Genomic DNA, 24,755 nt, shown 5'->3' with positions numbered 1-24,755 from the left:
CGCGCGCCGCCCCGGGGTGACGCCATGACGGACAACGCCGGCCCGCGCCCCGGCGGCGCGATGGTCGAATTCGACCGCGTCGGGCTGCGCTACGGCCCCGACGCCGAGGTCCTCGCCGACATCAGCTTCAACCTGCAACCCGGCAGCTTCTATTTCCTCACCGGCCCGTCGGGTGCGGGCAAGACCTCGCTTTTGAAGATGCTCTATCTGGCGCAGCGCCCGAGCCGTGGCCTGGTGCGGCTGTTCGGCGAGGATCTGGTGTCGATGCCGCGCCAGCGCCTGCCCGGTTTTCGCCGCCGCATCGGGGTGGTGTTTCAGGACTTCCGGCTGATCCCGCATTTGAGCGCCCGCGACAATATCGCGCTGCCGCTGCGCATCGCCGGGGTCAGCGAAGAGGATCTGTCGGGTCCGGTCGGCGAAATGCTGAGCTGGATCGGACTCGACGACCGTGCCCATGCGCGCCCGGCGACGCTGTCGGGCGGCGAGCAGCAGCGCGTCGCGATCGCGCGCGCGGTGATCGCCCGCCCGCAACTGCTCGTCGCCGACGAACCGACGGGCAACGTCGACCCTGAAATGGCGATGCGCCTGCTCGGATTGTTCGAGGCGCTCAACCGGCTCGGCACAACCGTCGTCGTCGCGACCCATGATATTCACCTGATCAGCCGCATCGACAATGCCCAGATGATGCGGCTGGAAAAGGGGCGGCTCGCCGACCCGACGGGGGCGCTGCGCTATCCGCCGGCGAACAAGGTGTGACGCCTTGATCATTCCGCGCGTTCCTGTCCAGCACCGCCGCCTGCTGCCCGACCGCCGCCTGTCGGGTCCGACGCCGTGGGTGATCGCGATCCTGATGATGCTCACCCTGCTCGCGGCGGGTGCGGGGGTCGGGCTGGCGCGCGCCGCGAACAACATCGGGGACGCGATCGCGGGGCGGGTGACGGTGCAGATCGTTACCGCCAACCCCGTCACCCGCGCCGAGCAGGCCGCCGAACTGCGCCGACAGGCGCTTGCCGCACCCTATGTCCGCACCGCGCGTAACGTCGGGCAGGACGAATTGCTCGCGACACTAAGCCAGTGGCTCGGCAGCGCCGGCGGCGACGACCCGGTGCTGCGCTCGCTCCCCCTGCCCGCGCTGGTCGATATCGACTTCGTAGGCGGCGAGCGCGCGGGCCAGCTCGCGCAGCTCCGCGCGCTCGTCGCGCACGCCGCCCCCGGTGCTCGCGTCATCCCGCACGCCGAATGGCTCGGCCCCGTCGCGCGGTTGATCCGCAGCCTCGCCTGGATCGCGGCTGGCATGGTGCTGCTCATGACCCTCGCCAGCGGCGCGGTGGTGATCATGACCGCTCGCGCCGCGCTCGGCACCCATTATGCGACGATCGAGATGCTCCACCTGATCGGCGCCACCGACCGCCAGATCACCCGCCTGTTCCAGCGCCGCATCGCGATCGACACCGCCTACGGCATCGCGCTCGGCACCGTCGTCGCCACGGCGATCATGCTGTTGATCGGCTGGCAATGGTCGGGGGTGACATCGGGGCTGGCGGCGACCGCCTCGCTCGGCCCCGCGGGCTGGGCGCTCTTGCTGGCGCTGCCGCTATTGGCTATCGCGCTCGCAGCCCTGACCGCGCGGTTGACCCTGCTCTCCGCGCTCAAGAAGATTTTATGATCAAGCGCCTCATTTCCCTCCTGTTCCTGGCCTGGGTACTCGGCTTTGCTTGGTTCGCACTGCTGCCGCCGCTGCCCGCCGGCGACCAGAAGACCGACGCGATCGTCGTGCTGACCGGCGGCCCGGGGCGCATCGACCGCGCGCTCGAACGGCTCGAGGCGGGCGATGCCAAACGCCTGCTGATCAGCGGCGTCGCCCGCGAGGTGAAGCCCCGCGAACTCGCCGCCGAATATAAACGACCGCAGGAATTGTTCGATTGCTGCATCGCGCTGGGGTTCGAGGCCGAGGATACGCGCTCGAACGCCACCGAGGTCGCGACCTGGGTTGCGCGGCGCAACTACAAGAGCGTGCGGTTGATCACCACCGACTGGCATATGCGCCGCGCCGAATATGAACTCGGCCGCGCGGTCGGCGACAAGGTGACGATCGTCCCCGACGCGGTGCGCAGCCAGCCGAGCTTCGCGACCCTGTTCCGCGAATATCATAAATATCTCGCCGGGCTGGCGGGCGGGCTCCTGGGCCTTTAAGAGCGGCGCCGATGCGCTACACCGTCGCCCTCTTCCGCTCGATCCTTTTCTGGATGCTGTTCTTCCTGATCAGCAGCTTCAGCTCGATCGGCGCGGTCATCTCGCTGCCGATCTCGCACAAGGCGACGATCTGGTTCGTGCGCGTCTGGGCGAAGGGGCACCGCCTCTTCTGCCGCTTCGTCCTCGGCCACCGCATCGTCGTCGAGGGCGCGATGCCCGACATACCCGTCCTCTACGTCTTCAAGCATGAGGGCGCGTTCGAAACGATCGAACAGCCCGGGCTGTTCAAGCACCCCGCGGTCTTCGCCAAGGAACAGCTGTTCAACATCCCCGTCTGGGGCAAGGCGGCGCAGTTTTACGGCCTGATCCCCGTCGACCGCGACGGCGGCGGCAAGGCGATGCGCGCGATGCTCGGTGCGGCCAAGGCTGCGCTCGCCGCGGAACGCCCGCTGGTGCTGTTCGCCGAGGGAACACGCGTCCCGCACGGCGAAGCACCGCCGCTGCGCCCCGGTTTCGCCGGCATGTACCGCCTGCTCGGTATCGACGTCATCCCCGTCGCGGTGAACAGCGGCCTCGTCTATCCGCCGCGCCGCTGGGTCAAATGGCCGGGCACGATCACCTACAAGATCGGCGAGACCATTCCCGCCGGCCTGCCGCGCGAGGAAGCCGAGGAGCGCGTCTGGCGCGCGATCAACGCGTTGAACCCGCCGGAAGCGTTGTTGGCAGGCTACACGGCACCTCAAAAATAATCGTCGCCCCCGCGGAGGCGGGGGCCGCTGGCCGCCTTGTTCAGCGATGCTGCGTAAACCGACGGCGGTCCCCGCCTCCGCGGGGACGACGCACTTTCCTAGTGTCGCCGCCCAAAGTCAGGCGCCGCATCATCCTGGCCCTGTGCGATAATCGACCGCCTTATCGCGCGCGTCCGCGTGAACCACTCCTCGAGCTTCGCGCCGTCGCCGCGGCGGATCGCCTGTTGCAGCACGGTCAGATCCTCGTTGAAGCGCTGCAAGGTCGCGAGCACCGCATCCTTGTTGGCGAGGAAGACGTCGCGCCACATCACCGGATCGCTCGCCGCGATGCGCGTGAAGTCACGAAAACCGCCTGCCGAATATTTGATCACCTCGCTCTCGGTAACCTCCTCGAGCTCGCTCGCGGTGCCGACGATCGTATAGGCGATCAGGTGGGGCAGATGACTGGTCACCGCGAGCACCAGATCATGGTGCGCGGCGTCCATGACGTCGACCCTGGCGCCGAGCGCTTCCCAGAAAGTCGTGAGCGCAGCCACCGCATCGGCGGGGGCATCGGCGCCGGGGGTGACGATGCACCAGCGTCCGTCGAACAGGCTCGCGAAACCCGCCGCCGGGCCGCTGTTCTCGGTTCCCGCGACCGGATGCGCCGGAATGACGGCATGATCGGGCAGCGCCTTTGCCAGCGCCTCGGCAACGCTCGTCTTCGACGATCCGACGTCGGAGATGATCGCCTCGGCCTTCAGCCCCGGCGCGATCGCGGCTGCCGCGTCGGCCATCCGCCCCACCGGCACCGCCAGAATGACCAGGTCGGCGCCGGCAACCGCCGCGTCGGCGGCATCTGCGATATGGTCGCACAGGCCAAGCGTCCGCGCCTGGTCGCGCACATCGGCGCTGGCGTCATGGCCGGTCACCATCACGCCCGGCAGCCGGTCCTTGACCGCGCGCGCGATCGACGAGCCGATCAACCCCAGTCCGACGATCGCGACCCGCTCGACGCTGCGCGCCATGCGCGTCAGCCTTCGACCGCGGCGCGGATCGCCGCCGCGAGTCCGCGCGTCTCGTCTTCGGTACCGATCGTCATGCGCAGCGCCCCGGGCAGTCCCTGCCCCGGCAGCCAGCGCACGATATAACCCGCGTCCATCAGCCGGTTGTACACCGTCTCGGCGCTGACATCGCCTTCGAACAGAACGAGCAGGAAGTTGCACGCCGAGGGCACGACACGCAGGCCATGGTTGCCGAGGCTTTCGATCTCGGCCGCCAGCCAGGCGCGCCATTCGGCATTATGCTCGCGGCTATGGCGCACAAATTCCTCGTCGCCGAGCGCCGCGACCGCCGCCGCCTGTCCCGCGCGGGTGACATTGAACGGCAGGCGAATGCGGTGCAGCGCCGAAATCACGTCGGCGGCGGCATAGCCCCAGCCGATCCGCTCGGCCGCCAGCCCGTGAATCTTCGAAAAGGTGCGCGTCACGAAAACATTGGGCTCGCTCTTCGCGAGGTCGAGACCGCCGTCGTCCTCTTCGGCCGACAGATATTCGCTATAGGCCTGGTCGATCACGAACAGCACGTCCTTGGGCAGTCCGGCGTAAAGCCGCGCCACCTCTTCACGCGTCGCGAGCGTACCCGTGGGATTGTTCGGGTTGGCGAGATAGACGACGCGCGTCTTGTCGGTCACCGCCGCGAGCAAAGCATCGACATCGGTCGCATAGTCGCGGTCGTCGGCCTCGACCGGCACCGCCCCGACACGCCGCGCGGCGATCTCGTAGACCGCGAAACCATAACGCACATAGAGGATCTCGTCGCCCACCCCGGCATAGGTGCCCGCCGCGAGGTGGAGCAATTCGTCCGACCCGTTGCCGCAGATGATCCGCGCCGGATCGAGCCCGAACTTCGCCGCGATCGTCTCGCGCAACACCATCGACCCCGGATCGGGATAACGCGACAGCGCATCGGAATCGGCCTGCGCGGCGGCGAAGGCTTCGCGCGCCTTGGCGCCGGTACCGAGGGGATTTTCGTTGGCGCTGAGCTTGATCAGCGGACGACCGTCGGCGCCGGCCGATTTGCCGGGCACATAGGGGGCGATGCCGCTGATCCACGGCTTGGGGGTGAGGGTCGGGGTCGTGTCGGTCATGCCGCGGCGTTTAACGTCTGAGCGTCGCGAGTCCAGCACGTTGACAGCCCCCGCACACCCGCTTAGCCCCGCGCGCATCATGGCGAGCGCGCTCCACCAGATATCGCACCAGAGCGTGACGATCCCGACCCCGCTGCCGCTCGACAGCGGCCAGTCGCTGCCGTCGGTGACGATCGCCTGGCAAAGCTATGGCGCGCTGAACGCCGACAAGTCGAACGCGGTCCTGCTGTGTCACGCGCTGACCGGCGACCAATATGTCGCGAGCGACCATCCCGCGACGGGCAAGCCCGGCTGGTGGGCGCGCATGGTCGGCCCCGGCAAGCCGATCGACACCGACCGTTTCCACGTCATCTGCGCCAATGTGCTCGGCAGTTGCATGGGGTCGAGCGGCCCCGCGACCCCCGATCCGGTGACCGGCGCCCCGCTCGGCATGGCGTTCCCGGTGATCACCATCGGCGACATGGTGCGCGCGCAGGCGATGCTGCTCGATCATCTCGGGATCGACCGGCTCCATGCGGTGGTCGGCGGCTCGATGGGCGGCATGCAGACGCTCGCCTGGGCGGCCCACTATCCCGAACGGCTCGAACGCGCGCTGGTGATCGCCAGCGCGGCGCGCCATTCGGCGCAGAATATTGCGTTCCACGAGGTCGGACGCCAGGCGATCATGGCCGATCCCGACTGGCAGGACGGCAATTATTACGACAAATTCTGCATGCCCACGAAAGGCCTCGCGGTCGCGCGCATGGCGGCACACATCACCTATCTGTCCGAAGAAGGGCTGACCGAAAAATTCGGCCGCCGGCTGCAGGCGCGCGACATCAAGAGCTTCGGCTTCGACGCCGATTTCCAGATCGAATCCTATCTGCGGCATCAGGGGCTCGCCTTCACCGATCGCTTCGACGCCAACGCCTATCTCTACATCACCCGCGCGATGGATTATTTCGACCTCGCCGATCCGCACGACGGCCGCCTCGCGGGCGCCTTTGCCAAGGCGAAGGATGTGCGCTTCACCCTCGTCAGCTTCGATACCGACTGGCTCTATCCGACCGCCGAATCGCGCCGCATCGTCCAGGCGCTGCAAAGCGTCGGCGCCGCCGCGAGCTTCGTCGAGCTGTCGGCGCCCTATGGCCATGACTCGTTTCTGCTCGACGTGCCCGCGCTCGACCGGCTCGTCGCGGGCGCTTTGGGAAGCGGATACTGATGGCCTTGCGTCCCGACCTCGCGATCATCGCCGACGCCGTGCCGTCATCGGCACGGGTGCTCGACGTCGGCTGCGGCGACGGCGAGCTGATGGAAGCGCTGCGCGCCAAGGGTGTCGACGCCCGCGGGCTCGAGATCGACCCGGCGAACGTCACCGCTGCGATCGCGCGCGGCCAGTCGGTGGTGCAGGGCGACGCCAACCGCGACCTCGCCGACTATCCCGACAACGCGTTCGACTATGCGATATTGTCGCAGACGCTGCAGACGACCGAACGCCCCGACCTAGTCATCGACGAACTGCTGCGCATCGCCCCGCGCGCCTTCGTCAGCTTCCCCAATTTCGCGCATTGGCGCGTGCGGCTCGCGCTTCTGTGGGGCGGGCGGATGCCGGTGACGCGGCTGCTGCCGGTCGCCTGGTACGAGACGCCGAACATCCACCACGTCACCGTCAGCGATTTCCGCGACCTGATCGGCGCCAAGGGCATCGGAGTCGAGGCGGCCTGGTATCTGTCGGGCGACAAGCCGACGAGCGACGCCGCCGCCAGCTGGCGCGCCGAACATGCAATCTTTTTGATCGCACGATAGGCCGTCGTCTCCAGCGGGAGCGACGATATCAATCCTTCTTCGCCAGCCCGTTCGCCAGCAGGTCGTTGGCGACGCGCGCGATTTCCTCGATATCGACGCCCTCGTCCCATAGTCCGTAGCGCATGCCGAGGAAGACATTCATGCCGCCGATCGCCCAGGCGTGGATCTCGCCCACATCGGCGCGAATCTCGCCGCGCGCCGCGCCGGCCTCGAGCCGCTGGCGGACGCGTGCGACGGTGGTTTCATAATGGCGGCGATAGCTGGCGTAATCGACGAATTCGGCCTCGTCGATGATGCGATAGATTTCCTTGTGGTCGCGCACGAAGCGCAGGAAGGATTCAAGCCCGATGCGTTCGGCGGCGATGCCGTCGGGCGCGGCCTGGACGATCGGGGTCACATAGTCGCGCAACTGCTCGCTCATATAGCGGACGAGCGCCTGGAAGATTTCATCCTTCGAATCGAAATAGGTGTAAAAACTGCCGAGCGCGGTGCCAGCGCGACGCGTGATGCCGCTGATCGACGCCTCGTGGAATCCCCGCTCGCCGAACTCGATCGCCGCGGCGTCAAGCAGTTTGCGCAGCGTCCGCCGCCCGCGCTCGGTACGCGGGGTCTTGTCGGGATTGCCCGCCTCGCCACCCTTGCCGGGCGCGGAACCTCGCGGCTGGTCCATCATCTGCCTTCCCGTCCTCCCCCACGGACGACCGCGCCCGACAAGCGGCGCGGCCAGCGTGGCTTTTTCGCATCACCGCCACCCAAAAGACAGCGGATAAATATTCCAAGTTGAAACTTGGTTCACCTTTCATTATTGGGTGCGACGCGGCTTGGCAAGACCAGCCCAAGAAAATCGAAAAGGGTGGCGCTGCGCCGCCCATGTCATGGGAGAGTCAAATGCGTCCTTTCGCCCGCCGCGTGCATGCCGCCGTCTGCGCCACCAGCGCGCTCAGCATGATCGCCTTCACCCCCGCCGCCTTCGCGCAGGAGGAAGGCGCGAGCGCCGACATAGGCGACGGCGACATCGTCGTCACCGCGCGCCGCCGCGAAGAATCGCTGCTCGATGTGCCGATCGCGGTCACCGCCTATTCGGGCGCGGCGCTGGAACAGTCGGGTGCGTCCGATATCACCGCGATTTCCGACACGACGCCCAACGTCACGCTGGAAAATTCGCGCGCGACCAATTCGACGCTGACCGCCTTCATTCGCGGCGTCGGGCAGCAGGATCCGGTCGGCGGATTCGAGGCCGGCGTCGGCATCTATCTCGACGACGTCTATCTCAACCGCCCGCAGGCCGCGGTGCTCGACATCTATGACGTCGAGCGGATCGAGATTTTGCGTGGCCCGCAGGGGACGCTTTATGGCCGCAACACCATCGGCGGCGCGGTCAAATATGTCACCAAAACGCTGCCACAGGATTTTTCGCTGAAGCTGCGCGCGGCCTATGGCACCTATGATCAGGCCGAAGGCGTGATTACCGTCAGCGCGCCGGTTGGCGACCTGCTCCGTGTCGGCGGGTCGGTTGCGCGGTTGTCGCGCGGCGGGTTCGGCAAGAATCTGACGACCGGGCTCGACAATTATAACAAGGATGTCTGGGCCGGGCGGGGCACCGTCGAATTCGGCGGCTATGGCGAACCGGTCCTGATCCGCATTTCGGGCGACTACACCAAGGACAAGTCCGATCCGCGCGGCGGCCATCGCCTGATCCGCAGCCTTCAGACGGGCACGCCGGTGCTCGACGATGTCTATGACACGCGCGGCGGCCTCATCACGCCCAAGCAGGATATCGAGGCTTACGGCCTCGCGATGAATGTTTCGGCCAATCTGTCGGACACGGTCACGCTGCGTAGCATCAGCGCATGGCGCAAGGACACCACCTTCGGTCCGATCGATTTCGACGCGCTGCCCGCCGTCGACGTCGACGTCCCCGGTTTCTACAAGAACGAACAGCTCAGCCAGGAATTCCAGCTGCTATATGAGAGCGACAGGCTGAACGGCCTCGTCGGCTTCTACTATCTCGACGCGAAGGCGATCACCAATTTCGACGTGCTGCTCTACACCACGGGCAACCTGCTCAGCCTCCCGCAATTCTCGTCCTACACCGGCGGCACGGTCAAGACCGCCACCTGGTCGGTGTTCGGCGATTTCACCTATGACGTCACCGATCAGCTTTCGGTCTCGCTGGGCGGGCGTTACACATCGGACGTGCGCAACGCGCGCATCCTGAAACAGCGCCGTATCTTTGGACCCGATCCGCTGCTCGGCGGCGTCGCGCCGGTGGCGCTGGTCACCGATTCCGATTTCAAGGGATCGCGCAAGTTCAACAAATTTACCCCGCGCGCCTCGGTCTCGTTCAAACCCACCGACGACCACATGATCTACGCGTCCTATTCGAGCGGCTTCAAGGGCGGCGGCTTCGACCCGCGCGGCAACTCCACGGGCGCACCCGACACCAATCGCGACGGGGTGCGCAGCTATCAGGAGATCTTCGATTTCCTGACCTTCGATCCCGAAACCGTCGACAGCTATGAACTGGGGTATAAGGGTTCACTGTTCGATCGCCGCCTGCGTCTGGCCGTCACCGCCTTCCGGGCCGATTACAAGGACGTCCAGATTCCCGGATCGGTCGGCGTCGACAATAATGGCGACGGCGTGTTCGAAACCTTTGCCGGCATCACCACCAACGCCTCGAAGGCTCGCCTGCAGGGCGTGGAAGTCGAAAGCTCCGCCACCCTGGCCCGCGATTTCGCGGGCGACGGATCGGCGATCAATCTGGCAGGGACGCTCGGCTATATCGACGGCAAATACCTGAAGTTCATCAATAATCTCGGCGTCGATGTCGCCGATTTCCGGCGCATCCAGAACACCCCCGAATGGACGGCGTCGGGCACGCTGTCGGGGCAGTTCCCGGGCTTTTCCGGCTCGATCAATGCGTCGACCACGCTGTCCTACCGCAGCAAGACCACCCAGTTCGAAACCCCCAGCCCCTTCCTCGACCAGAAAGGCTATGCCCTGTGGGATGCGAATCTGGTCTGGTCGTCGAGCGACGACGGCTTTTCGATCGGTCTCCACGCCAAGAACATCCTGGACAAACAATATAAGACTTCTGGCTATCAGTTCGTCGCCGTCAACCCGACGACGGGCGTGCCGATCCTGACAGCAGCCGGCAATGTGACACCCAGCCTGGGCCAGGAGGGCGTCGTCACCGCCTTCTACGGCAACCCGCGGCAGGTGTTCGTCACCGGCACGGTCAAATTCTGACCGGCGGTTTCAAGCGAAAAAAGGGGGAAAGGGGCGCCGGCGACGGCGCCCCCTTTTTTATCGGGCGAGCACCGGCGCGCCGCCCGGCGCGACCATGCGTTCGCCGTCGATCACGATCGGGCTCGCGACGCCATCGACGAACGCGCCCTCGGGACGGAAGCGCATCCCGCGCGCGATCACCTGCGGGTCGGCGAACACCCCCGCCAGGTCGTTGATCGGCCCTGCGGGCACATCCTCGGCCTCGAGCGCGAGCGACAGCGGATGCGCCTCCCAGCGGGCGATCTTCGCCGCGAGCAGCGGGATCAGCGCCGCCCGGTTCGCCAGTCGCGCCGCATTGGTCGCGAAGCGCGCATCGTCGGCCCAGCCCGGTTCGCCGAGCACCGCGCACAGCTTTCTGAACTGCCCGTCGTTGCCGACCGCGATCACCAGCTGGCCGTCGGCGGTGGCAAAGGCCTGATAGGGCACGACATTGGCATGGCCATTGCCCATGCGCTTCGGCGACACCCCGCTCGCGAGATAATTGGCTGCCTGATTGGCGAGCACCCCGACCTGGCAATCGAGCAGCGCCATGTCGATATGCGCGCCCGCCCCTGTGACGTCACGGCGTCGCAGGGCGGCGAGGATAGCCACCGTCGAATACATGCCGGTGAAAATGTCGGCATAGGCGATCCCCGCCTTTTGCGGCGGGCCGTCGGGCTCGCCGGTCAGCGACATCGCGCCGCCCATCGCCTGGATGATGAAATCATAGCCCGCGCGGTGCGCATAGGGTCCGGTCTGGCCGAAACCGGTGATCGAGCAGACGATCAACTCGGGGAAATCGGCCCGGAGCGTCGCGGGATCGAGCCCATATTTGGCGAGCCCGCCGAGCTTGTAATTCTCGATCACGACGTCGGCGCCCGCGATCAGCGCGCGCACCTCGGCCTGCCCTTCGCCGGTCGCGATGTCGATCGCCACCCCCGACTTGCCGCGGTTGGTGCTGTGATAATAGGCGGCGCCGAGATTCTCGCCTGCGGCGCCGGCGATGAACGGCGGACCCCATAGCCGCGTGTCGTCGCCGGCGCCCGGGCGCTCGACCTTGATCACCTCGGCGCCCAGATCGGCGAGCAATTGCCCGCACCACGGCCCCGCGAGCACCCGCGCCAGTTCGACGACGCGGATGCCCTCCAGCGGCTTAGGCAAAGGCCGAAATGCCGGTGATCGCGCGCCCCAGGATCAGCGCATGGACGTCGTGCGTGCCCTCATAGGTGTTGACCGTCTCGAGGTTCACCGCGTGGCGGATGACATGATAGTCGGCTGAAATGCCGTTGCCGCCGTGCATATCGCGCGCCACCCGCGCGATATCGAGCGCCTTGCCGCAATTGTTGCGCTTGAGCAGGCTGATCATGTCGGGGGCGACATGCCCCTCGTCGATCAGCCGCCCGACGCGCAGCGCGGTCTGCAGGCCAAGCGCGATTTCGGTGAGCATGTTCGCGAGTTTCAATTGCACGATCTGGTTCGCCGCGAGCGGGCGACCGAACTGCTTGCGTTCGCCGGTGTAATTGCGCGCTGCTTCATAGCAGAATTCGGCCGCGCCCATCGCGCCCCAGCCGATGCCGTAGCGCGCACGGTTGAGGCAGCCGAACGGGCCTTTGAGGCCCGACACATGCGGCAGCAGCGCATCCTCGCCGACCTCGACGCTATCCATCACGATCTCGCCGGTGACCGAGGCGCGCAGGCTCACCTTGCCCTCGATCTTCGGCGCCGACAGGCCCTTCATGCCCTTTTCGAGCACAAAGCCGCGAATCGCGCCGTCGTGCGCGTCGGACTTTGCCCAGACGACGAAGACGTCGGCGATCGGCGAATTGGTGATCCACATCTTCGCGCCCTTGAGGCGGTATCCGCCCGCGATCTTTTCGGCGCGGGTGCGCATGCCGCCGGGGTCGCTGCCCGCATCGGGCTCGGTCAGCCCGAAGCAACCGACAAGCTCGCCCGAGGTCAGCCCGGGCAGATATTTGCGCTTCTGCTCCTCGCTGCCATAGGCGTTGATCGGGTGGATCACGAGGCTGCTCTGCACCGAGCAGGCCGACCGGTACCCCGAATCGATGCGCTCGACCTCACGCGCGATCAGCCCGTAGCTGACATAGCTGAGGCCCGCGCCGCCATATTCGGGGTCGATCGTCGCGCCGAGCAGGCCGAGCGCGCCCATTTCGGACATGATCTCGCGGTCGAAGCGTTCGTCGAGGAAGGCCGAGGTCACACGCGGCAGCAACTCGCCCTCGGCATAGGCGCGCGCGGTGTCGCGCACCATGCGCTCCTCGTCGCTGAGCTGCGCGTCGAGCAGCAGGGGATCGAGCGGGTCGAGCGCGACGACGCGCTGCGGATCGGCGAGGGCCATGGAACGGGGCTTTCTCTCTAACGGCGAGCGCCCCTGTCGGGACGCGCGCTAGGGGGCGGTTGCAGCCGGGGCTTTTCCGGCCATCGCGGCAGCCGGGCTGTCGCGCGGTTCCAATATCGCCGCGGTCTCGATCAGGTCAAGCGCGCGCCGCGCTTCGTGATAGCGCCGCGCGTCGATGAGCCACGCGTTGGCGTTGGCGGCGCCGGGCATCGCCTCGACCTCGGCGATCGCCTTGTCGGCCATGCCGCTCGCCAGATAGCGCCGCGCGCGTTCGAGCCGTTCGGCGGCGCGCGGCGACTGGGTCCCGGCCTCGCGGACGACGAACAATTCATTGAGTTCGCGGCGGAAACCGGTCCACAGGCTGCCGCTGTCGCCGCTGCGCCCGACCAGTTCGGGGGCGATCGCGTCGAGTTCGGCGCGCAATTGTTCGAGCGTGATCGGGTCGCGCGAGGTTTCGATAATCGTCTTCACCGCATTGGGCTGGTCGTCGCCGAAGCGTAGCCGCAGCTGCGCATCGAGATAACCGAGCGACAGCCCGCGATCGAGCGCGCGGCGCACCGCAAAGGCGACGAGCAGCCCCTCGGCGCGCGACGCATTGCCCGACGCCGAGGCGGCTTCGAGCGTGATGCGCGACAGGCGCTGTTCGAGTTCGGCGACGCGTGTGGTCAGCGGGCTGGCCCCGTCGACCGGAGCCACCATCATCGGCGCGGCCGCACCGCCGGTCGGGGTGGCCGCCTCACCGGCGCCGACCACCGCGAGCACCCCGCCGGGGGTCGCGGTATCGATGACTTTGGTCGTCGGCGCGCTATCGCCACCAGCCAGCCAGCGGTTCATCGCCCAGCCACCACCGCCGACCCCGATCAGGAGCAGGATCAGTCCGGAGATCGCCAGACTGCGCAAGGACGGCCCTTTTCTCGCGCCTTCCTCGCCCGGGCGGACGGGGGTATCGCTGCTGTCGATTGCCATAAACCTCTTTCGAACGACCCTATTTTTGCGCCTTTTGGCACAAAGCATAAGCCGCTGTCACCATTGCCGCGTCTTCGGGACGGTCCGTAACGGTAACAGCCGCCCAGCCTTCGCCCGCGGCTTCGGCCACCGCCGGGCCGATCGCGACGAGCGACAGGCGCCCGCGCCGCCCCTCGGTCAGCGTCGCGATCCGCGCCGCGCCGCGCGCCGAATGGGCCAGAATCACCGCCGAATCGCCGGTCAGCCGATCCCAGCCGGCGGGCGGCGCGACCGGATCGACGGCATAGCAAGGCAGGGCATCGAGCCGCGCACCGCGCGCGTCGAAATCGGACCGCTCGCGCCCGCAAAGCCACAGGATCCGGGGCTTTCCCGATGACGTCATGGCGTCGATCAAGGCCTGTGCGTCGCGGGTTCCCGTCGCCGCGACGCGCAACCCCGCCGCCTCGGCCGCCGCCGCGCTCGCCGCGCCGACGGCATGGACCGGCAGCGACACGAGCCGGTCCAGTCCAGACCCCGCCAGCCGCACCGCCTGCGCGCTGGTCAGCAGCAGCGCGTCATATTCGCCCGCGTCGGGCGGACGCCACTCGATCGGCACCGCCGCGAACAAGGGCATCGCAAAGGCGTCGAGGCCGGCCGCCCGCGCCCGCGCCACCGTCGCCGCATTGCCCGGTTCGGGACGCGTGACGATGACGGGCAGCATCATACCCCGAACAGGCGCCGCACCGCATCGGGCGCGCGGCCGAGCAGGTCGCGCGCCAGTTCGGCCGCGGCGTCGGGACCCGCGACCGCCGCATGCCCGACGACATGCTCCGCGCCATCCTCCGAATAGAGCTCGGCATCGAGCCGCAGCGTGCCATCATCCAGGAAACGCGCATGCGCCGCGACCGGCGAGCGGCAATCGCCGCCGAGCGCCGCGAGAAATTCGCGCTCGGCCATCACCGCGCGGTGCGTCGGAACATGATCGACCGCGACGAGCAGCGCGCGCACCCGATCGTCGTCGCTGCGGCATTCGATCCCGATCGCGCCCTGCGACGCGGCGGGCAGCAGGGTCGCGGCGTCCTGCACCACACCGATATCGAACATCGCCAGCCGGTCGAGCCCCGCCGCCGCGAGCAAGGTCGCATCGACATCGCCCGCCGCGAGCTTGGCGAGCCGGGTCTGGACATTGCCGCGCAGCAACAGCGTTTCGATGTCGCTCCGGCGCCGCTTGACCTGCGCCGCGCGGCGCGGGCTGCTCGTCCCCAGCCTTGCGCCCGTCGGCAACGCGTCGATGGTCGCCGCCATGATTCCCTCGCGCACCACCAGCCGATCGCGCGGGTCGGCGCGTTCGAGCATCGCGACGAGCGCGAAGCGCGGATCGCGCAGCGTCTCGACATCCTTCAGACTGTGCACCGCGATGTCGATCGCCCCCGCATCGAGCGCCGCATCGAGTTCGCGCGTCCACAGCGCCTTGCCCCCGACCTCGGCGAGCGCGCGGTCCTGGATGCGGTCGCCGGTCGCGGTCATCGGCACCAGGAAGAGCGAATCTTCGGTCAGGCCATGCGCCTGCGCGAGCGCCGCCGCCGCCATATGCGCCTGCGCCATCGCCAGCGGCGAGGCGCGGGTGCCGATCCGCAGCGGAGCGTCGGGAGTGGGAAGCCTGTTCATCGGCTTGCTGCTAGCCTCCCTTGCCCTGCCCGCCAAGGGGCGCGTAAAGGGGCGCGCAACAATATGACTCTGATCCTCGGCCTCGAATCGAGCTGCGACGAAACCGCGGCAGCGCTCGTCGACAGCGACAGGCGCGTCCTCGCGCACCGCGTCGCCGGGCAGGAGGAGGATCACGCCCCCTTCGGCGGGGTCGTGCCCGAGATCGCGGCGCGCGCGCATGTCGACCGCCTCGCGCCGATCGTCGAACGCGTACTCGCCGATGCCGGAAAGACGCTCGCCGACGTCGACGCGATCGCCGCCACCGCCGGCCCGGGGCTGATCGGCGGCGTCATGGTCGGGCTCGTCACCGGCAAGGCGCTCGCCCACGCCGCGGGCAAGCCGCTGATCGCGGTCAACCATCTCGAGGGCCACGCGCTCAGCCCGCGCCTCGCCGATCCGTCGCTGCAATTTCCCTATCTGCTGCTGCTCGTGTCGGGCGGCCATTGCCAGCTGCTGCTTGTGCGCGGGGTCGGCGACTATCGCCGCCTTGCCACCACGATCGACGATGCCGCGGGCGAAGCCTTCGACAAGACCGCGAAATTGCTCGGCCTCGGTTACCCGGGCGGCCCCGCGGTCGAGCGCATCGCGAAAAACGGCGACCCCAAGGCCGTGCCGCTACCGCGCCCGCTCGTCGGCAGCGCCGAACCGCATTTCTCCTTTGCCGGGCTCAAGAGCGCGGTGTCGCGCGCGGCGGCGTCGGGCCAGCACAGCGTCCCCGATCTCGCCGCTTCCTTCCAGCAGGCGGTGGTCGACTGCCTGGTCGACCGCAGCCGCATCGCGCTTTCCGCCTGCCCCGAGGCGACGGCGTTCGTCGTCGCGGGCGGGGTCGCCGCGAACGGCGCGATCCGCGCCGCGCTGACCGATCTGGCGGCACGCCACGACAGGCCTTTCGTCGCTCCGCCCTTGTGGCTGTGTACCGACAATGGCGCGATGATCGCCTGGGCGGGCGCCGAACGCTTCGCCGCGGGGCTCACCGATCCGCTCGACACCGCCGCCCGCCCGCGCTGGCCGCTCGATCCCGAGGCCGAAGCCGTGCGCGGCGCCGGAGTAAAAGCATGACTCGTGAAAGCATGACGTCATATCAAAGCTTCGGCGTGGTCGGTGGCGGCGCCTGGGGCACCGCGCTCGCGCAACTGCTCGCCGCCGATGGCGCCCCGGTCCGGCTCTGGGCACGCGAGGCCGAGGTCGTCGCGGCGGTCAACATCGAACATCGCAACACGCTGTTCCTGCCCGGCGCGGCGCTGTCACCCTCGCTCAGTGCCACCGGCACCCTCGCCGACCTGGCGGTATGCGACGCGCTGCTGATCGTTGTCCCCGTTCCCTATCTGCGTTCCGTGCTCGCCGCGCTGCCGCCGGGCGATGCACCGCTGATCCTGTGCAGCAAGGGCATGGAGGCCGAAAGCTTCGCCTTCCCGGTCGACATCGCACGCGACGTGGCGCCGGGCCGCGCGGTCGCGGTCTTGTCGGGGCCGACCTTCGCGCACGAGGTCGCCGCCGGCCTGCCCACCGCGATCACCCTCGCCGCCGCCGACCCCGCGGTCGCCGACGACCTCGCCCGCGCGCTCGCGCGCCCGCATTTCCGGCCCTATGTCTCAGCCGACGTCATCGGGGCCGAGATCGGCGGCGCGGTGAAGAATATCCTCGCGATCGCCTGCGGCATCGTCGACGGCGCCGGGCTCGGCCTCAACGCCCGCGCCGCGCTGATCAGCCGCGGCTTCGCCGAAATGACCCGTTTCGGCCTTGCGCGCGGCGCGCAGGCCGAAACCCTCGCCGGGCTCGCCGGACTCGGCGACCTCGTGCTCACCTGCACCTCGAGCAATTCGCGCAACTTCTCGCTCGGCCAGGGCCTCGGGCGCGGCGACGAGGCGCAGGCGCTGATGGCCGATCGCCGCACCGTCGCCGAGGGCGCGTTCAGCGCCCCGGTGGTCGCCGCCGCGGCGCGCGCCGACGGCATCGACATGCCGATCACCGACGCGGTGGCGCGGCTCGTCGCGGGCGAAATCCGCGCCGGCGAAGCCATTCAGGCGCTGCTCAGCCGCCCGCTGCGACGCGAGGGCCGGTGAGCCAGCGACGACATTTGCCACTCCCCCCCTGCCGCGCTAGAAAGCGGCAGGGCGAGGAGCAAGGGGGACCGCAGGTTTGACCCAGACGGACAGCGCGGCCGCGCCCGCCCCCGACAGCGCGTCGCCTTCCCCTTCACCCGGCGATCCGCCGCGCGACGCCGATACCGCTGCGCTCGCCAAGGGCGGTCGCACCAATTTCTTCGGCTTCATCCTCCGCCTCGTCGCGCGCCTGCCCTTCCTCTACGTCGCGGGCCGCTGGTATGGCGCCGAAGCGGTCGGGCGCTTCGCCTTCGCGGTGCTCGTCATCGAACTCGTCGCCCAACTCGCCACCCTCGGCCTCAAGCGCGGCCTCGCCGAACAGCTGAGCGCGCCCGATGCCGACCATCGCATGGTCGTGTGGGACGGCATGTTCGTCGCGCTGCTCGCCTCGGCCGCAGGGTCGGCGCTGCTCCTCGCCTTTCCGCAACTGATGTTCCCCGCCGGCGGCATCGACAGCACCGACCGCTGGATGGCCGGGCTCGTCTTCGCGATCGCCGGCACCGACATCGCGCTCGCCGCCTGCGCCTATAAATTCGACATCGGCGCGACGGTCCGCGCCCGCGCGGTCGTCGAACCCTGGGTGATCAGCATCGCCGCCGCCGGTTTCTGGTTCGTGTCGGTGCGCGACGGGCTGATGCTGTCCTACGCCGCCGCGATGATCGGCGCCTTTTTGACCGCGCTCTACCCGATGCTGCGCCACTATGGCGGACCGCGCGGGTGGCAGCCGCATCCGGTGCATCTGATGGCGGTCGCGCGCCGCAATGCGCCGCTCGCCGCTGCCGACGCAATCGAATGGGGCACCCGCCGCCTCGACCTGTTCATCCTCGGCCAGTTCACCTCGCCGACGATCTACGGCATCTATTATATGGCGCAGCAGGTCGCCTCGCTGCCGCAGAAGCTCAAGACCAGTTTCGAACCGATCCTCGGCCCCGTCATCACCCGCAACCTTGCCGAGAATCGCCTTGGCGCCGTGGCGGCACAGGTCAGCCAGGTCGGTTTCTGGATCATCGCGGCGCAGGCGGGCGTCGCGCTCGCGCTCGGCATCCCGGGCGAGGCGGTAATGGGCCTCGTCGGCCCCGCCTTCGTCGGTGGCAGTACCGCGCTCGCCTTCCTGCTCGCTGCCGAGGTTGTCGCCGCGACCGCGGTGGTGAGCGAGGCGGCGCTCGTCTATGTCGCGCGCCACCGCAACCTGCTGATCAGCCTCGCCACCCTCGCGCTGCAGGCGGCGCTCAGCATCCTCTTCATCAAGACCGCCGAGGCGATGGGCTGGCCGCCGCTCTACTACGCCGCGGCTGTCGCGCTCGCGCTGATGATCGCGCTGGGCTTCGCGTCGGTGGCCAAGGCCTGGCTGCTCGGGCGCATCCTCGGCACCCCGGTCAACAGCCTGCGCTGGGCGCTGGTGTGGGCGACCGCGGGCGCCGCGGTGCTCGGCTGGGGCGCGACGCAGCTCCCCGAATGGGCCGAACTGCTGATCGGGGTCCCCGTCATCCTGGGAATCTATAGCTGGCTGATCTGGACTCGCGGTTTCGGCCCCGCCGATCGCGCCTTGTTCAAGAAGCATCCCGAACCGGCAACGGCCGAAACCGTCGCCGGCTGAAGATCAGTCGACGGCCTTCTGCGCCGCGTCGCCGACATCCTGCGCGGCATCGCCGACCTTTTGCGCGGCCTCGGTGATCGCGCCGGTTTCGGCCTTTTCATTGCCGAGGAACTGGAAGGCGACGAAGCCCGCGACCGCGAGCGCGACGAGCAGGATCAGCATCATGCCCATCCCGCCGCCGCGGCGCGGTTCGCGATCGACGATCGTCGTGGTGTGCGTCGTCCCGTCGGGATCGCGCGTGGTATGGATTTCATCGGCCATGTGAAGCCTCCTGTGCCAGTGATGGGGCATAGGACGCTTCAACGACCGCGAAGTTCCTAGCCGAGGCGTGCGGCGACCTTCGCCTTCAGGTCGGTCTGCGCGCGCGGGCCGACCTGCGCGATGATCTCGCACGCGCACACCGCGCCCATCGTCAGGCAGTCCGAAATGCTGCGGCCGTCGGCGAGGCCCGCGAGGAAACCGGCGGCGAACAGGTCGCCCGCACCGGTCGTGTCGACGACGGTCTCGATCGGCTCGGCGCCGACTTCGGTACGCGTCCCGCCCTGCAGCGCGATCGCGCCATGCGCGCCGCGCGTGACGATCAGCAGCGGCACCTGCGGCGCGATCTTGGCGACCGCCGCCTCGAAATCCTCGGTCTCGGCGAGCGCGCAGATCTCGACCTCGTTCGCGAACAGGATGTCGAACAGCCCCTCGGCGATCAGGTTGCGGAAATCCTCGCCATGGCGGTCGATGATGAAGGCGTCGGACAGGGTGAAGGCGACCTTGCGCCCCGCCGCGCGCGACACGTCGATCGCGCGGCGCATCGCGGCGCGCGACAGCTCGGGATCCCACAGATAACCCTCGAGATAGAGGATTTCCGAATCGGCGATCCACGCCTCGTCGATCATCGCCTGTTCGAGCAGGTGGCTGGCGCCGAGGAAGGTGTTCATCGTCCGCTGGCCGTCGGGGGTGACGAGGATCAGGCAGCGCGCGGTCGGCGCGCCCTCGGCGAGCGGCGGGGTTTCATAAGCGACGCCCAATGCGCGCAGGTCATGGGTGAAGACATGGCCGAGCTGGTCGTCGGCGACCTGGCCGATGAAGGCGCAGCGTTCGCCGAGCGCCGCCATGCCCGCCAGCGTATTCGCCGCGCTGCCGCCCGACATCTCGATCGCCGGCCCCATCGCCGCGTAGAGCCGTTCGGCCTCGTCGGCATCGATCAGCCGCATCGAGCCCTTGGTCAGTCCTTCGGCGGTGATCAGCGCATCGTCGGCGCGGGCGATGACATCGACGATGGCATTGCCGATGGCAACGACGTCGAAACGGGCGGTGGAGGCCATGAAAATTCCAGTCGGTGATGGGAAAAGATTGCGCGCGGCTTTAGGGATGGCGACGCGCCAAGGCAAGCGCGACGCTTGACGCCGCCCCCGTCGTCGCGCCATCGCGTGTCATGGCCCGCGCCGTCCACGCCCTGCTCCTCGCGTTTCGCGACCTGCCCCAGCCGCGCGTCCTTCGCGTCCTCGCGCAAAGCCTCGCGCTGACGCTGCTGATCTTCGTGACCGTGGGTGCCGCGATCTTCTTTGCGGCGCGCTGGGCGCTCTACCATTGGCAATGGCTCGGCGAGGTCGAACTCGACATGGCGGGCATCCTGATCGCGCTTGCGCTTGTCGGCGCGAGCTGGCTGCTGTTCCGCGCCGTCGCGATCGCCGTCGTCGGCCTGTTTGCCGACGGCATCGTCGCCGACGTCGAGGGGCGCCGCTATCCCGAGGCGGCGCGGCGCGCGGTGCCGGTCAGCTTCGCCAAAAGCCTGCGCCTCGGCCTCGTCTCGGTCGTCCGGCTGATCGCGGTCAATCTGGTCGCGCTGCCACTCTATATCCCCTTGTTGTTCACCGCGATCGGCGCGCCCTTGCTCGCCTTTGCGATCAACGCCGCGCTGCTCGGCCGCGATCTAGAGGCGATGGTGCTCGCCCGCCATCCCGACGCGCCGCGGCTCGCGCGCGGCGACCGCTGGGCGCTCGGCATTCTGTCCGCCGCAGCCTTTGTGGTACCCGTCGTCAACCTGTTGGCGCCCATCCTCGGCGCGGCTATGGCCGTCCACCTCATTCACCTGCGAAACAGGGACCATCCATGACCCGCCTTTCCGCCGTCCTGCTGTTCGCCCTGCTCGGCGGCTGCACCGCCGCCGTCCCCTCGCCGCGCAACGTCCCGCCGCCGGTCGCCGCGGCGCCGCCGCCGACCATCGTGCGCCCCGTGCAGACCAACAGCCTGATCGGCCAAAGCGCCGATGCCATCGGCCGGATGTTCGGCAAACCGCGCCTCGACGTCACCGAAGGCGCCGCGCGCAAGCTGCAGTTCGAAGGGTCGGCCTGCGTCATCGATATCTATTTCTACGCCCCGCGCGCCGGCGCCGCACCGGTCGCGACCCATGTCGACGCGCGCACCCCCGACGGGCGCAATGCCGAATTGAGCAGCTGCGCGGAAACGCTGCGCCGCTAAGGTGACGTCAGGACGCCAGTTCGGAGAGCGCCCACGCCGCCGCCTCGGCAACCACAGCGGACTCGTCGCTTTTTAACCGTTCGAGCGCGGACCGGAAGCGCTGGTCGCCGCTGTTCCCCGCCGCGATCGCCGCGTTGCGAACCATGCGGCCGCGTCCGATGCGCTTGATCGGCGATCCCGCGAAGACCTGGCGGAACGCGGCATCGTCCAACACCAGCAGGTCGCCCAGCGACGGCGCGGCCAGCTCGGCGCGCGGCAGGAAGGCGCGGTGGCGCGCCGCGCTTTCGGCGAATTTGTTCCACGGACACACCGCGAGGCAATCATCGCAACCATAGATGCGGTTGCCCAGCGCGCGGCGGAATTCGACCGGGATCGGCCCCGCATGTTCGATCGTGAGATAGGAGATGCAGCGTCGCGCATCGAGCCGGTACGGCGCCGGAAAGGCCTGTGTCGGGCAGGCATCCTGGCACGCCGAACAACTGCCGCAGCTATCGCGCCCCGGCACCGCCGGCACCAGGTCGAGCGTGGTGTAGATCGCCCCCAGGAACAGCCAGCTGCCGTGTTGGCGGCTCACCAAATTGGTGTGCTTGCCCTGCCAGCCGAGCCCCGCCGCCGCCGACAGCGGCTTTTCCATCACCGGCGCGGTGTCGACGAACACCTTGACCTCGGCGTCCGCCGCTTCGGCGACCAGCCAGCGCGCGACATGCTTCAGCGCTTTCTTGACGACGTCATGATAATCGCCGCCCTGCGCATAGACCGAGATCCGCCCGCGCTCGGGGTGCGCCGCGAGCGCCAGCGGATCGACATCGGGCGCATAGCTCATCCCCAGCGCGATCACCGAGCGGACCTCGGGCCACAGCCCCTGCGGCGATCCGCGCTGCGTGGCGCGGCTTTCCATCCAGATCATCTCGCCGTGACACCCCTCGGCCAGCCACCGGGTCAACCGCGCCGCGGTCTGCGGCGCGGCATCGGCGCGCGCGATGCCGAACGCGACGAAGCCATGCTCGCGCGCCACCGCTTCGAGCCGCTGTTCGAGAGAGGGCAAGGCTTCGGCAACCATTGGCGCCCTATACGCGAGCGGCCTTCGCATGTCATAGGGGGCGGTGCCGACATTTCGCAGGACCAGCATTTGACCGATCTCAGTGTCGAGGCCGTCGGCCTCACCAAATATTTCGAGGCCTATAAGGCGGTCGACCATGTGTCGCTGCAGGTCCCCGCGGGCAGCATCTATGGCGTGCTCGGCCCCAATGGCGCGGGCAAGACCACCAGCCTGCGCATGATGCTCGGCATCATCGACCCCGACGAGGGCACCAGCCGGCTGCTCGGCGGTCACAAGCCGCAGTCGGTGCGCCACCGCATCGGTTACCTGCCCGAGGAACGCGGACTTTATCCCGGCATGAAGGCGCGCGAGGCGATCGCCTTCATGGGCGCGCTGCGCGGACTCGACTGGTCGGAGGGGCGCCGCCGCGCCGCGACCTTCATGACCGAACTCGGGCTCGAACGCGTCATCGACGAAAAAATCCGCAAGATGTCGAAGGGCATGGCGCAGATGATCCAGCTGATCGGCTCGATCGTCCACGCCCCCGACCTCATCGTGCTCGACGAGCCTTTCTCGGGGCTCGACCCGGTCAATCAGGAACGGCTGGAGATGCTCGTGCGGCGCGAACGCGACCGCGGGGCGACGATCCTCTTTTCGACCCATGTCATGGCGCATGCCGAACGGCTGTGCGACCGGCTCGCGATCATCGCGCGCTCGCAACGCCGTTTCGAAGGCACCGTCGACGACGCGCGCGCGCTGCTGCCGATGCAGGTCCGCTACACCCCGCGGAGCGAGGCCGGCCGCGACGCCGTCGCCGCGCTGCTCCCCGCCGGCGCCGAATTGCGCGGCGAGGCCTGGCATTTCGCGATCGAGGACGGGGACGTCGAGCCGCTGCTGTCGCGGATCACGACGAGCCATCTTGGCGTCACGGGCCTCTCGATCAGCCGCCCGGCGCTCCACGACGCCTTTGTCCATATCGTCCGCCAGGTCGACGCGAGCTTCGACGCCGACGCGGCCGGAGACATCGGCGAGGAGGCCGGCGCATGAACGCCTTTATCAAGAATATGCTCGTCGTTGCGCGGCGCGACTTTCTCGCGATCGTCGCCACCCCGACCTTCCTGCTCTTCCTGCTCGCGCCTTTGTTCATGGTCGGCATGGGACTCGTCGGCGGCATGGGTGCGTCGCAGCTCGCCGACAGCGCGCGCGGCGCCGGCCGCATCGTCGCGGTCGCCGACGCCGCCGATGTCGAGGCGCTGCGCGCCGCCGACACAAGGCTGCGCGCTGCGATGCCGCGCGAACCCGCGCTGCTCGAACTGCGCGTCGCAAGCCCCGCGAACCGCGACTCGCTGATGATCGCGCGCGAAAAGGGCAGCGACACCTATGCTGTGCTCAGCGGCCCGCTGGCGTCGCCGCGCATCGTCGAGCGCGAACCGGGCAGCAGTTCGGGGCGCTATCTCGCGCTGCTCGCGGGCGAAGTGCTGCGCGCCCGCGCCGCCGGCCCGCTGCCGCCGGTAACCCCGACCTATGAAAATCTGTCGAGCGGCGGCACCAGCATTGCGGCCCAGCAATCGCTCGGGTTCGGCGCGGTGTTCGCCATCTTCCTGCTCACCCTGCTCCTCGCCGGGCAGACGGTGAGTTCGCTCGCCGAGGAAAAGGGCAACAAGGTCATCGAAATCCTCGCCGCCGCGGTGCCGCTCGAAAGCGTCTTCCTTGGCAAATTGCTCGGCTTCCTCGGCGTCGCGGTGCTGTTCATCGCCTTCTGGATGGTGATGGCGGTTGGCGGCGGGCTGGTCGCGATGACCCAGATGGACCCGGCGGCGATCGCCGCCGCGGGCGGCGCCAGCAAGGCCGCGGCGACCCTCACCGCCGCGCCCGCCGTCGGCTGGCCCTTCTTCCTCGGCATCGGTTTCGCCTATTTCGTGATGTCCTTCCTGCTCCTCGGCGCGGTCTTCCTCGGGGTCGGCGCGCAGGCGGCGACGGTGCGCGAAATCCAGATGCTCAGCCTGCCAATCACCATCTTCCAGGTCGGCATGTTCAGCCTGTGCGCCGCCTCGGCGAGCGCGCCGGGCAGCAATCTTGCAACCTTTGCGCAGATATTCCCCTTCTCCTCGCCGCTGGCAATGGCGGCCCGCGCCGCGACCGACGACTCGATCGGCGTCCACTTGGCTGCGCTCGGCTGGCAGGCGATCTGGGTCGCACTCGTCATCTTCCTCTCGGTCCGCCTCTTCCGCGCCGGCGTCCTCAGCGGCCGCAGCGACTGGCGCTTCTGGCGGCGGAAGGCGAAGAACTAGATTCGCGCAGAGGACGCAGAGATCGCAGAGAAGAGAGGTTCACGCGGAGAAAAAGGATCGGCGGCTCCGCCGCCCATTTTCCCTTCTCTGCGCCCTCTGCGTCCTCTGCGCGAATATTCTC

At 68.4% G+C, this 24,755-nt stretch carries 25 protein-coding genes; 14 read left to right on the top strand and 11 right to left on the bottom strand.

Annotated features, from left to right (window positions below):
• Positions 1–24 precede the first annotated feature (24 nt).
• The 4 genes from ftsE to AC3WS4_RS08810 are packed head-to-tail and all read left to right on the top strand — an operon-like array spanning position 25 to position 2,942.
• On the top strand, positions 25–756 hold the full coding sequence (gene ftsE, locus AC3WS4_RS08825) for a cell division ATP-binding protein FtsE (RefSeq protein ID WP_492734973.1): 732 nt from the start codon (positions 25–27) through the stop codon (positions 754–756).
• A gap of 4 nt (positions 757–760) precedes the next feature.
• On the top strand, positions 761–1,666 hold the full coding sequence (locus AC3WS4_RS08820) for a cell division protein FtsX (protein WP_492734975.1): 906 nt from the start codon (positions 761–763) through the stop codon (positions 1,664–1,666).
• Complete coding sequence (locus AC3WS4_RS08815; RefSeq protein WP_056342029.1) at positions 1,663–2,193, top strand: YdcF family protein; 531 nt, start codon at positions 1,663–1,665, stop codon at positions 2,191–2,193. The genes AC3WS4_RS08820 and AC3WS4_RS08815 overlap by 4 nt, the downstream gene beginning before the upstream one ends.
• A gap of 11 nt (positions 2,194–2,204) precedes the next feature.
• The gene (locus tag AC3WS4_RS08810; RefSeq protein WP_492734977.1) at positions 2,205–2,942 is read left to right on the top strand and encodes a lysophospholipid acyltransferase family protein; all 738 of its coding nucleotides are present in this window, start codon (positions 2,205–2,207) and stop codon (positions 2,940–2,942) included.
• Between the two features lie 98 nt (positions 2,943–3,040).
• Here AC3WS4_RS08810 and AC3WS4_RS08805 read toward each other — a convergent pair whose 3' ends face one another.
• Positions 3,041–3,949, bottom strand: coding sequence for a prephenate/arogenate dehydrogenase family protein (locus AC3WS4_RS08805; RefSeq protein WP_492734979.1), 909 nt, complete (start codon positions 3,947–3,949; stop codon positions 3,041–3,043).
• Positions 3,950–3,954: 5 nt separating this feature from the next.
• Positions 3,955–5,070, bottom strand: a complete 1,116-nt coding sequence (gene hisC / locus AC3WS4_RS08800; RefSeq protein ID WP_492734981.1) for a histidinol-phosphate transaminase — start codon at positions 5,068–5,070, stop codon at positions 3,955–3,957.
• Positions 5,071–5,149: 79 nt separating this feature from the next.
• Here hisC and metX point away from each other — a divergent pair, with 79 nt between their 5' ends.
• Both metX and metW read left to right on the top strand, forming a co-directional pair.
• A complete protein-coding gene (gene metX / locus AC3WS4_RS08795; protein WP_492734983.1) occupies positions 5,150–6,271 on the top strand; it encodes a homoserine O-acetyltransferase MetX in 1,122 nt (373 codons plus the stop codon).
• Positions 6,271–6,855, top strand: a complete 585-nt coding sequence (gene metW, locus AC3WS4_RS08790) for a methionine biosynthesis protein MetW (RefSeq protein WP_492734985.1) — start codon at positions 6,271–6,273, stop codon at positions 6,853–6,855. Before metX ends, metW begins: the two co-directional genes overlap by 1 nt.
• Positions 6,856–6,883: 28 nt before the next feature.
• On the opposite strand, the gene AC3WS4_RS08785 is transcribed toward metW, so the two are convergent.
• The gene (locus AC3WS4_RS08785) at positions 6,884–7,525 is read right to left on the bottom strand and encodes a TetR/AcrR family transcriptional regulator (RefSeq protein ID WP_187139246.1); all 642 of its coding nucleotides are present in this window, start codon (positions 7,523–7,525) and stop codon (positions 6,884–6,886) included.
• A 218-nt stretch (positions 7,526–7,743) separates the two neighbouring features.
• Here AC3WS4_RS08785 and AC3WS4_RS08780 point away from each other — a divergent pair, with 218 nt between their 5' ends.
• A complete protein-coding gene (locus AC3WS4_RS08780) occupies positions 7,744–10,107 on the top strand; it encodes a TonB-dependent receptor (protein WP_492734987.1) in 2,364 nt (787 codons plus the stop codon).
• A gap of 57 nt (positions 10,108–10,164) precedes the next feature.
• On the opposite strand, the gene AC3WS4_RS08775 is transcribed toward AC3WS4_RS08780, so the two are convergent.
• The 5 genes from AC3WS4_RS08775 to hemC are packed head-to-tail and all read right to left on the bottom strand — an operon-like array spanning position 10,165 to position 15,094.
• Positions 10,165–11,286: a CaiB/BaiF CoA transferase family protein gene (locus tag AC3WS4_RS08775; RefSeq protein WP_492734989.1), complete on the bottom strand. Its 1,122-nt coding sequence runs from the start codon at positions 11,284–11,286 to the stop codon at positions 10,165–10,167.
• The gene (locus AC3WS4_RS08770; RefSeq protein WP_492734991.1) at positions 11,279–12,481 is read right to left on the bottom strand and encodes an acyl-CoA dehydrogenase; all 1,203 of its coding nucleotides are present in this window, start codon (positions 12,479–12,481) and stop codon (positions 11,279–11,281) included. Before AC3WS4_RS08770 ends, AC3WS4_RS08775 begins: the two co-directional genes overlap by 8 nt.
• Before the next feature lie 48 nt (positions 12,482–12,529).
• Complete coding sequence (locus AC3WS4_RS08765; RefSeq protein ID WP_056341998.1) at positions 12,530–13,447, bottom strand: MICOS complex subunit MIC60; 918 nt, start codon at positions 13,445–13,447, stop codon at positions 12,530–12,532.
• A 19-nt stretch (positions 13,448–13,466) separates the two neighbouring features.
• A complete protein-coding gene (locus AC3WS4_RS08760; protein WP_492734993.1) occupies positions 13,467–14,150 on the bottom strand; it encodes a uroporphyrinogen-III synthase in 684 nt (227 codons plus the stop codon).
• The gene (hemC, locus tag AC3WS4_RS08755) at positions 14,147–15,094 is read right to left on the bottom strand and encodes a hydroxymethylbilane synthase (RefSeq protein WP_187139252.1); all 948 of its coding nucleotides are present in this window, start codon (positions 15,092–15,094) and stop codon (positions 14,147–14,149) included. The genes AC3WS4_RS08760 and hemC overlap by 4 nt, the downstream gene beginning before the upstream one ends.
• Before the next feature lie 63 nt (positions 15,095–15,157).
• Between hemC and tsaD the strand changes: the two genes are divergently transcribed.
• From tsaD to AC3WS4_RS08740, 3 genes are all read left to right on the top strand, one after another.
• The gene (gene tsaD / locus AC3WS4_RS08750; RefSeq protein ID WP_187139253.1) at positions 15,158–16,192 is read left to right on the top strand and encodes a tRNA (adenosine(37)-N6)-threonylcarbamoyltransferase complex transferase subunit TsaD; all 1,035 of its coding nucleotides are present in this window, start codon (positions 15,158–15,160) and stop codon (positions 16,190–16,192) included.
• Positions 16,189–17,196, top strand: a complete 1,008-nt coding sequence (locus AC3WS4_RS08745) for an NAD(P)H-dependent glycerol-3-phosphate dehydrogenase (protein WP_492742712.1) — start codon at positions 16,189–16,191, stop codon at positions 17,194–17,196. Before tsaD ends, AC3WS4_RS08745 begins: the two co-directional genes overlap by 4 nt.
• 76 nt (positions 17,197–17,272) lie before the next feature.
• Positions 17,273–18,832: a lipopolysaccharide biosynthesis protein gene (locus AC3WS4_RS08740; protein ID WP_187139255.1), complete on the top strand. Its 1,560-nt coding sequence runs from the start codon at positions 17,273–17,275 to the stop codon at positions 18,830–18,832.
• 3 nt (positions 18,833–18,835) lie between these two features.
• Here the strand turns inward: AC3WS4_RS08740 and AC3WS4_RS08735 are convergent, their stop codons facing one another.
• Positions 18,836–19,093 carry a hypothetical protein gene (locus AC3WS4_RS08735; RefSeq protein WP_056341981.1) on the bottom strand — a complete coding sequence of 86 codons (258 nt, stop codon included), beginning with the start codon at positions 19,091–19,093 and terminating at the stop codon, positions 18,836–18,838.
• 56 nt (positions 19,094–19,149) lie between these two features.
• On the bottom strand, positions 19,150–20,148 hold the full coding sequence (locus AC3WS4_RS08730) for an adenosine kinase (RefSeq protein WP_056341976.1): 999 nt from the start codon (positions 20,146–20,148) through the stop codon (positions 19,150–19,152).
• 110 nt (positions 20,149–20,258) lie between these two features.
• Here AC3WS4_RS08730 and AC3WS4_RS08725 point away from each other — a divergent pair, with 110 nt between their 5' ends.
• Together AC3WS4_RS08725 and AC3WS4_RS08720 are read left to right on the top strand one after the other, a co-directional pair.
• Positions 20,259–20,939, top strand: coding sequence for an EI24 domain-containing protein (locus AC3WS4_RS08725; protein ID WP_492734997.1), 681 nt, complete (start codon positions 20,259–20,261; stop codon positions 20,937–20,939).
• On the top strand, positions 20,936–21,304 hold the full coding sequence (locus tag AC3WS4_RS08720; RefSeq protein ID WP_492734999.1) for a hypothetical protein: 369 nt from the start codon (positions 20,936–20,938) through the stop codon (positions 21,302–21,304). The genes AC3WS4_RS08725 and AC3WS4_RS08720 overlap by 4 nt, the downstream gene beginning before the upstream one ends.
• Positions 21,305–21,311: 7 nt before the next feature.
• Here AC3WS4_RS08720 and queG read toward each other — a convergent pair whose 3' ends face one another.
• The gene (queG, locus tag AC3WS4_RS08715) at positions 21,312–22,364 is read right to left on the bottom strand and encodes a tRNA epoxyqueuosine(34) reductase QueG (protein ID WP_492736580.1); all 1,053 of its coding nucleotides are present in this window, start codon (positions 22,362–22,364) and stop codon (positions 21,312–21,314) included.
• Positions 22,365–22,433: 69 nt separating this feature from the next.
• On the opposite strand from queG, the gene AC3WS4_RS08710 reads away from it, so the two are divergent.
• Together AC3WS4_RS08710 and AC3WS4_RS08705 are read left to right on the top strand one after the other, a co-directional pair.
• Positions 22,434–23,390, top strand: a complete 957-nt coding sequence (locus AC3WS4_RS08710; RefSeq protein ID WP_492735001.1) for an ABC transporter ATP-binding protein — start codon at positions 22,434–22,436, stop codon at positions 23,388–23,390.
• The gene (locus AC3WS4_RS08705) at positions 23,387–24,634 is read left to right on the top strand and encodes an ABC transporter permease (protein ID WP_492735003.1); all 1,248 of its coding nucleotides are present in this window, start codon (positions 23,387–23,389) and stop codon (positions 24,632–24,634) included. The genes AC3WS4_RS08710 and AC3WS4_RS08705 overlap by 4 nt, the downstream gene beginning before the upstream one ends.
• The last annotated feature ends 121 nt before the right edge of the window (positions 24,635–24,755 follow it).

The organism is Sphingopyxis sp. EU05-FHT14B03, assembly GCF_058790875.1.
Note: the sequence above shows the minus strand (reverse complement) of the source record. Positions and strands in the feature narration are given on the sequence as shown.

Excerpts from the sequence above, each read along its gene's own strand:
- metW (WP_492734985.1), top strand. The coding sequence starts at position 6,271 with ATGGCCTTGCGTCCCGACCTCGCGATCATCGCCGACGCCGTGCCGTCA.
- AC3WS4_RS08760 (WP_492734993.1), bottom strand. The coding sequence starts at position 14,150 with ATGATGCTGCCCGTCATCGTCACGCGTCCCGAACCGGGCAATGCGGCG.
- AC3WS4_RS08805 (WP_492734979.1), bottom strand. The coding sequence starts at position 3,949 with ATGGCGCGCAGCGTCGAGCGGGTCGCGATCGTCGGACTGGGGTTGATC.
- metX (WP_492734983.1), top strand. The coding sequence starts at position 5,150 with ATGGCGAGCGCGCTCCACCAGATATCGCACCAGAGCGTGACGATCCCG.
- hemC (WP_187139252.1), bottom strand. The coding sequence starts at position 15,094 with ATGAACAGGCTTCCCACTCCCGACGCTCCGCTGCGGATCGGCACCCGC.
- AC3WS4_RS08720 (WP_492734999.1), top strand. The coding sequence starts at position 20,936 with ATGACCCGCCTTTCCGCCGTCCTGCTGTTCGCCCTGCTCGGCGGCTGC.
- hisC (WP_492734981.1), bottom strand. The coding sequence starts at position 5,070 with ATGACCGACACGACCCCGACCCTCACCCCCAAGCCGTGGATCAGCGGC.
- AC3WS4_RS08745 (WP_492742712.1), top strand. The coding sequence starts at position 16,189 with ATGACTCGTGAAAGCATGACGTCATATCAAAGCTTCGGCGTGGTCGGT.
- AC3WS4_RS08770 (WP_492734991.1), bottom strand. The coding sequence starts at position 12,481 with ATGGCCCTCGCCGATCCGCAGCGCGTCGTCGCGCTCGACCCGCTCGAT.
- AC3WS4_RS08810 (WP_492734977.1), top strand. The coding sequence starts at position 2,205 with ATGCGCTACACCGTCGCCCTCTTCCGCTCGATCCTTTTCTGGATGCTG.
- AC3WS4_RS08815 (WP_056342029.1), top strand. The coding sequence starts at position 1,663 with ATGATCAAGCGCCTCATTTCCCTCCTGTTCCTGGCCTGGGTACTCGGC.
- queG (WP_492736580.1), bottom strand. The coding sequence starts at position 22,364 with ATGGTTGCCGAAGCCTTGCCCTCTCTCGAACAGCGGCTCGAAGCGGTG.
- ftsE (WP_492734973.1), top strand. The coding sequence starts at position 25 with ATGACGGACAACGCCGGCCCGCGCCCCGGCGGCGCGATGGTCGAATTC.
- AC3WS4_RS08725 (WP_492734997.1), top strand. The coding sequence starts at position 20,259 with ATGGCCCGCGCCGTCCACGCCCTGCTCCTCGCGTTTCGCGACCTGCCC.
- AC3WS4_RS08735 (WP_056341981.1), bottom strand. The coding sequence starts at position 19,093 with ATGGCCGATGAAATCCATACCACGCGCGATCCCGACGGGACGACGCAC.
- AC3WS4_RS08730 (WP_056341976.1), bottom strand. The coding sequence starts at position 20,148 with ATGGCCTCCACCGCCCGTTTCGACGTCGTTGCCATCGGCAATGCCATC.
- AC3WS4_RS08705 (WP_492735003.1), top strand. The coding sequence starts at position 23,387 with ATGAACGCCTTTATCAAGAATATGCTCGTCGTTGCGCGGCGCGACTTT.
- AC3WS4_RS08785 (WP_187139246.1), bottom strand. The coding sequence starts at position 7,525 with ATGGACCAGCCGCGAGGTTCCGCGCCCGGCAAGGGTGGCGAGGCGGGC.
- AC3WS4_RS08765 (WP_056341998.1), bottom strand. The coding sequence starts at position 13,447 with ATGGCAATCGACAGCAGCGATACCCCCGTCCGCCCGGGCGAGGAAGGC.
- AC3WS4_RS08780 (WP_492734987.1), top strand. The coding sequence starts at position 7,744 with ATGCGTCCTTTCGCCCGCCGCGTGCATGCCGCCGTCTGCGCCACCAGC.
- tsaD (WP_187139253.1), top strand. The coding sequence starts at position 15,158 with ATGACTCTGATCCTCGGCCTCGAATCGAGCTGCGACGAAACCGCGGCA.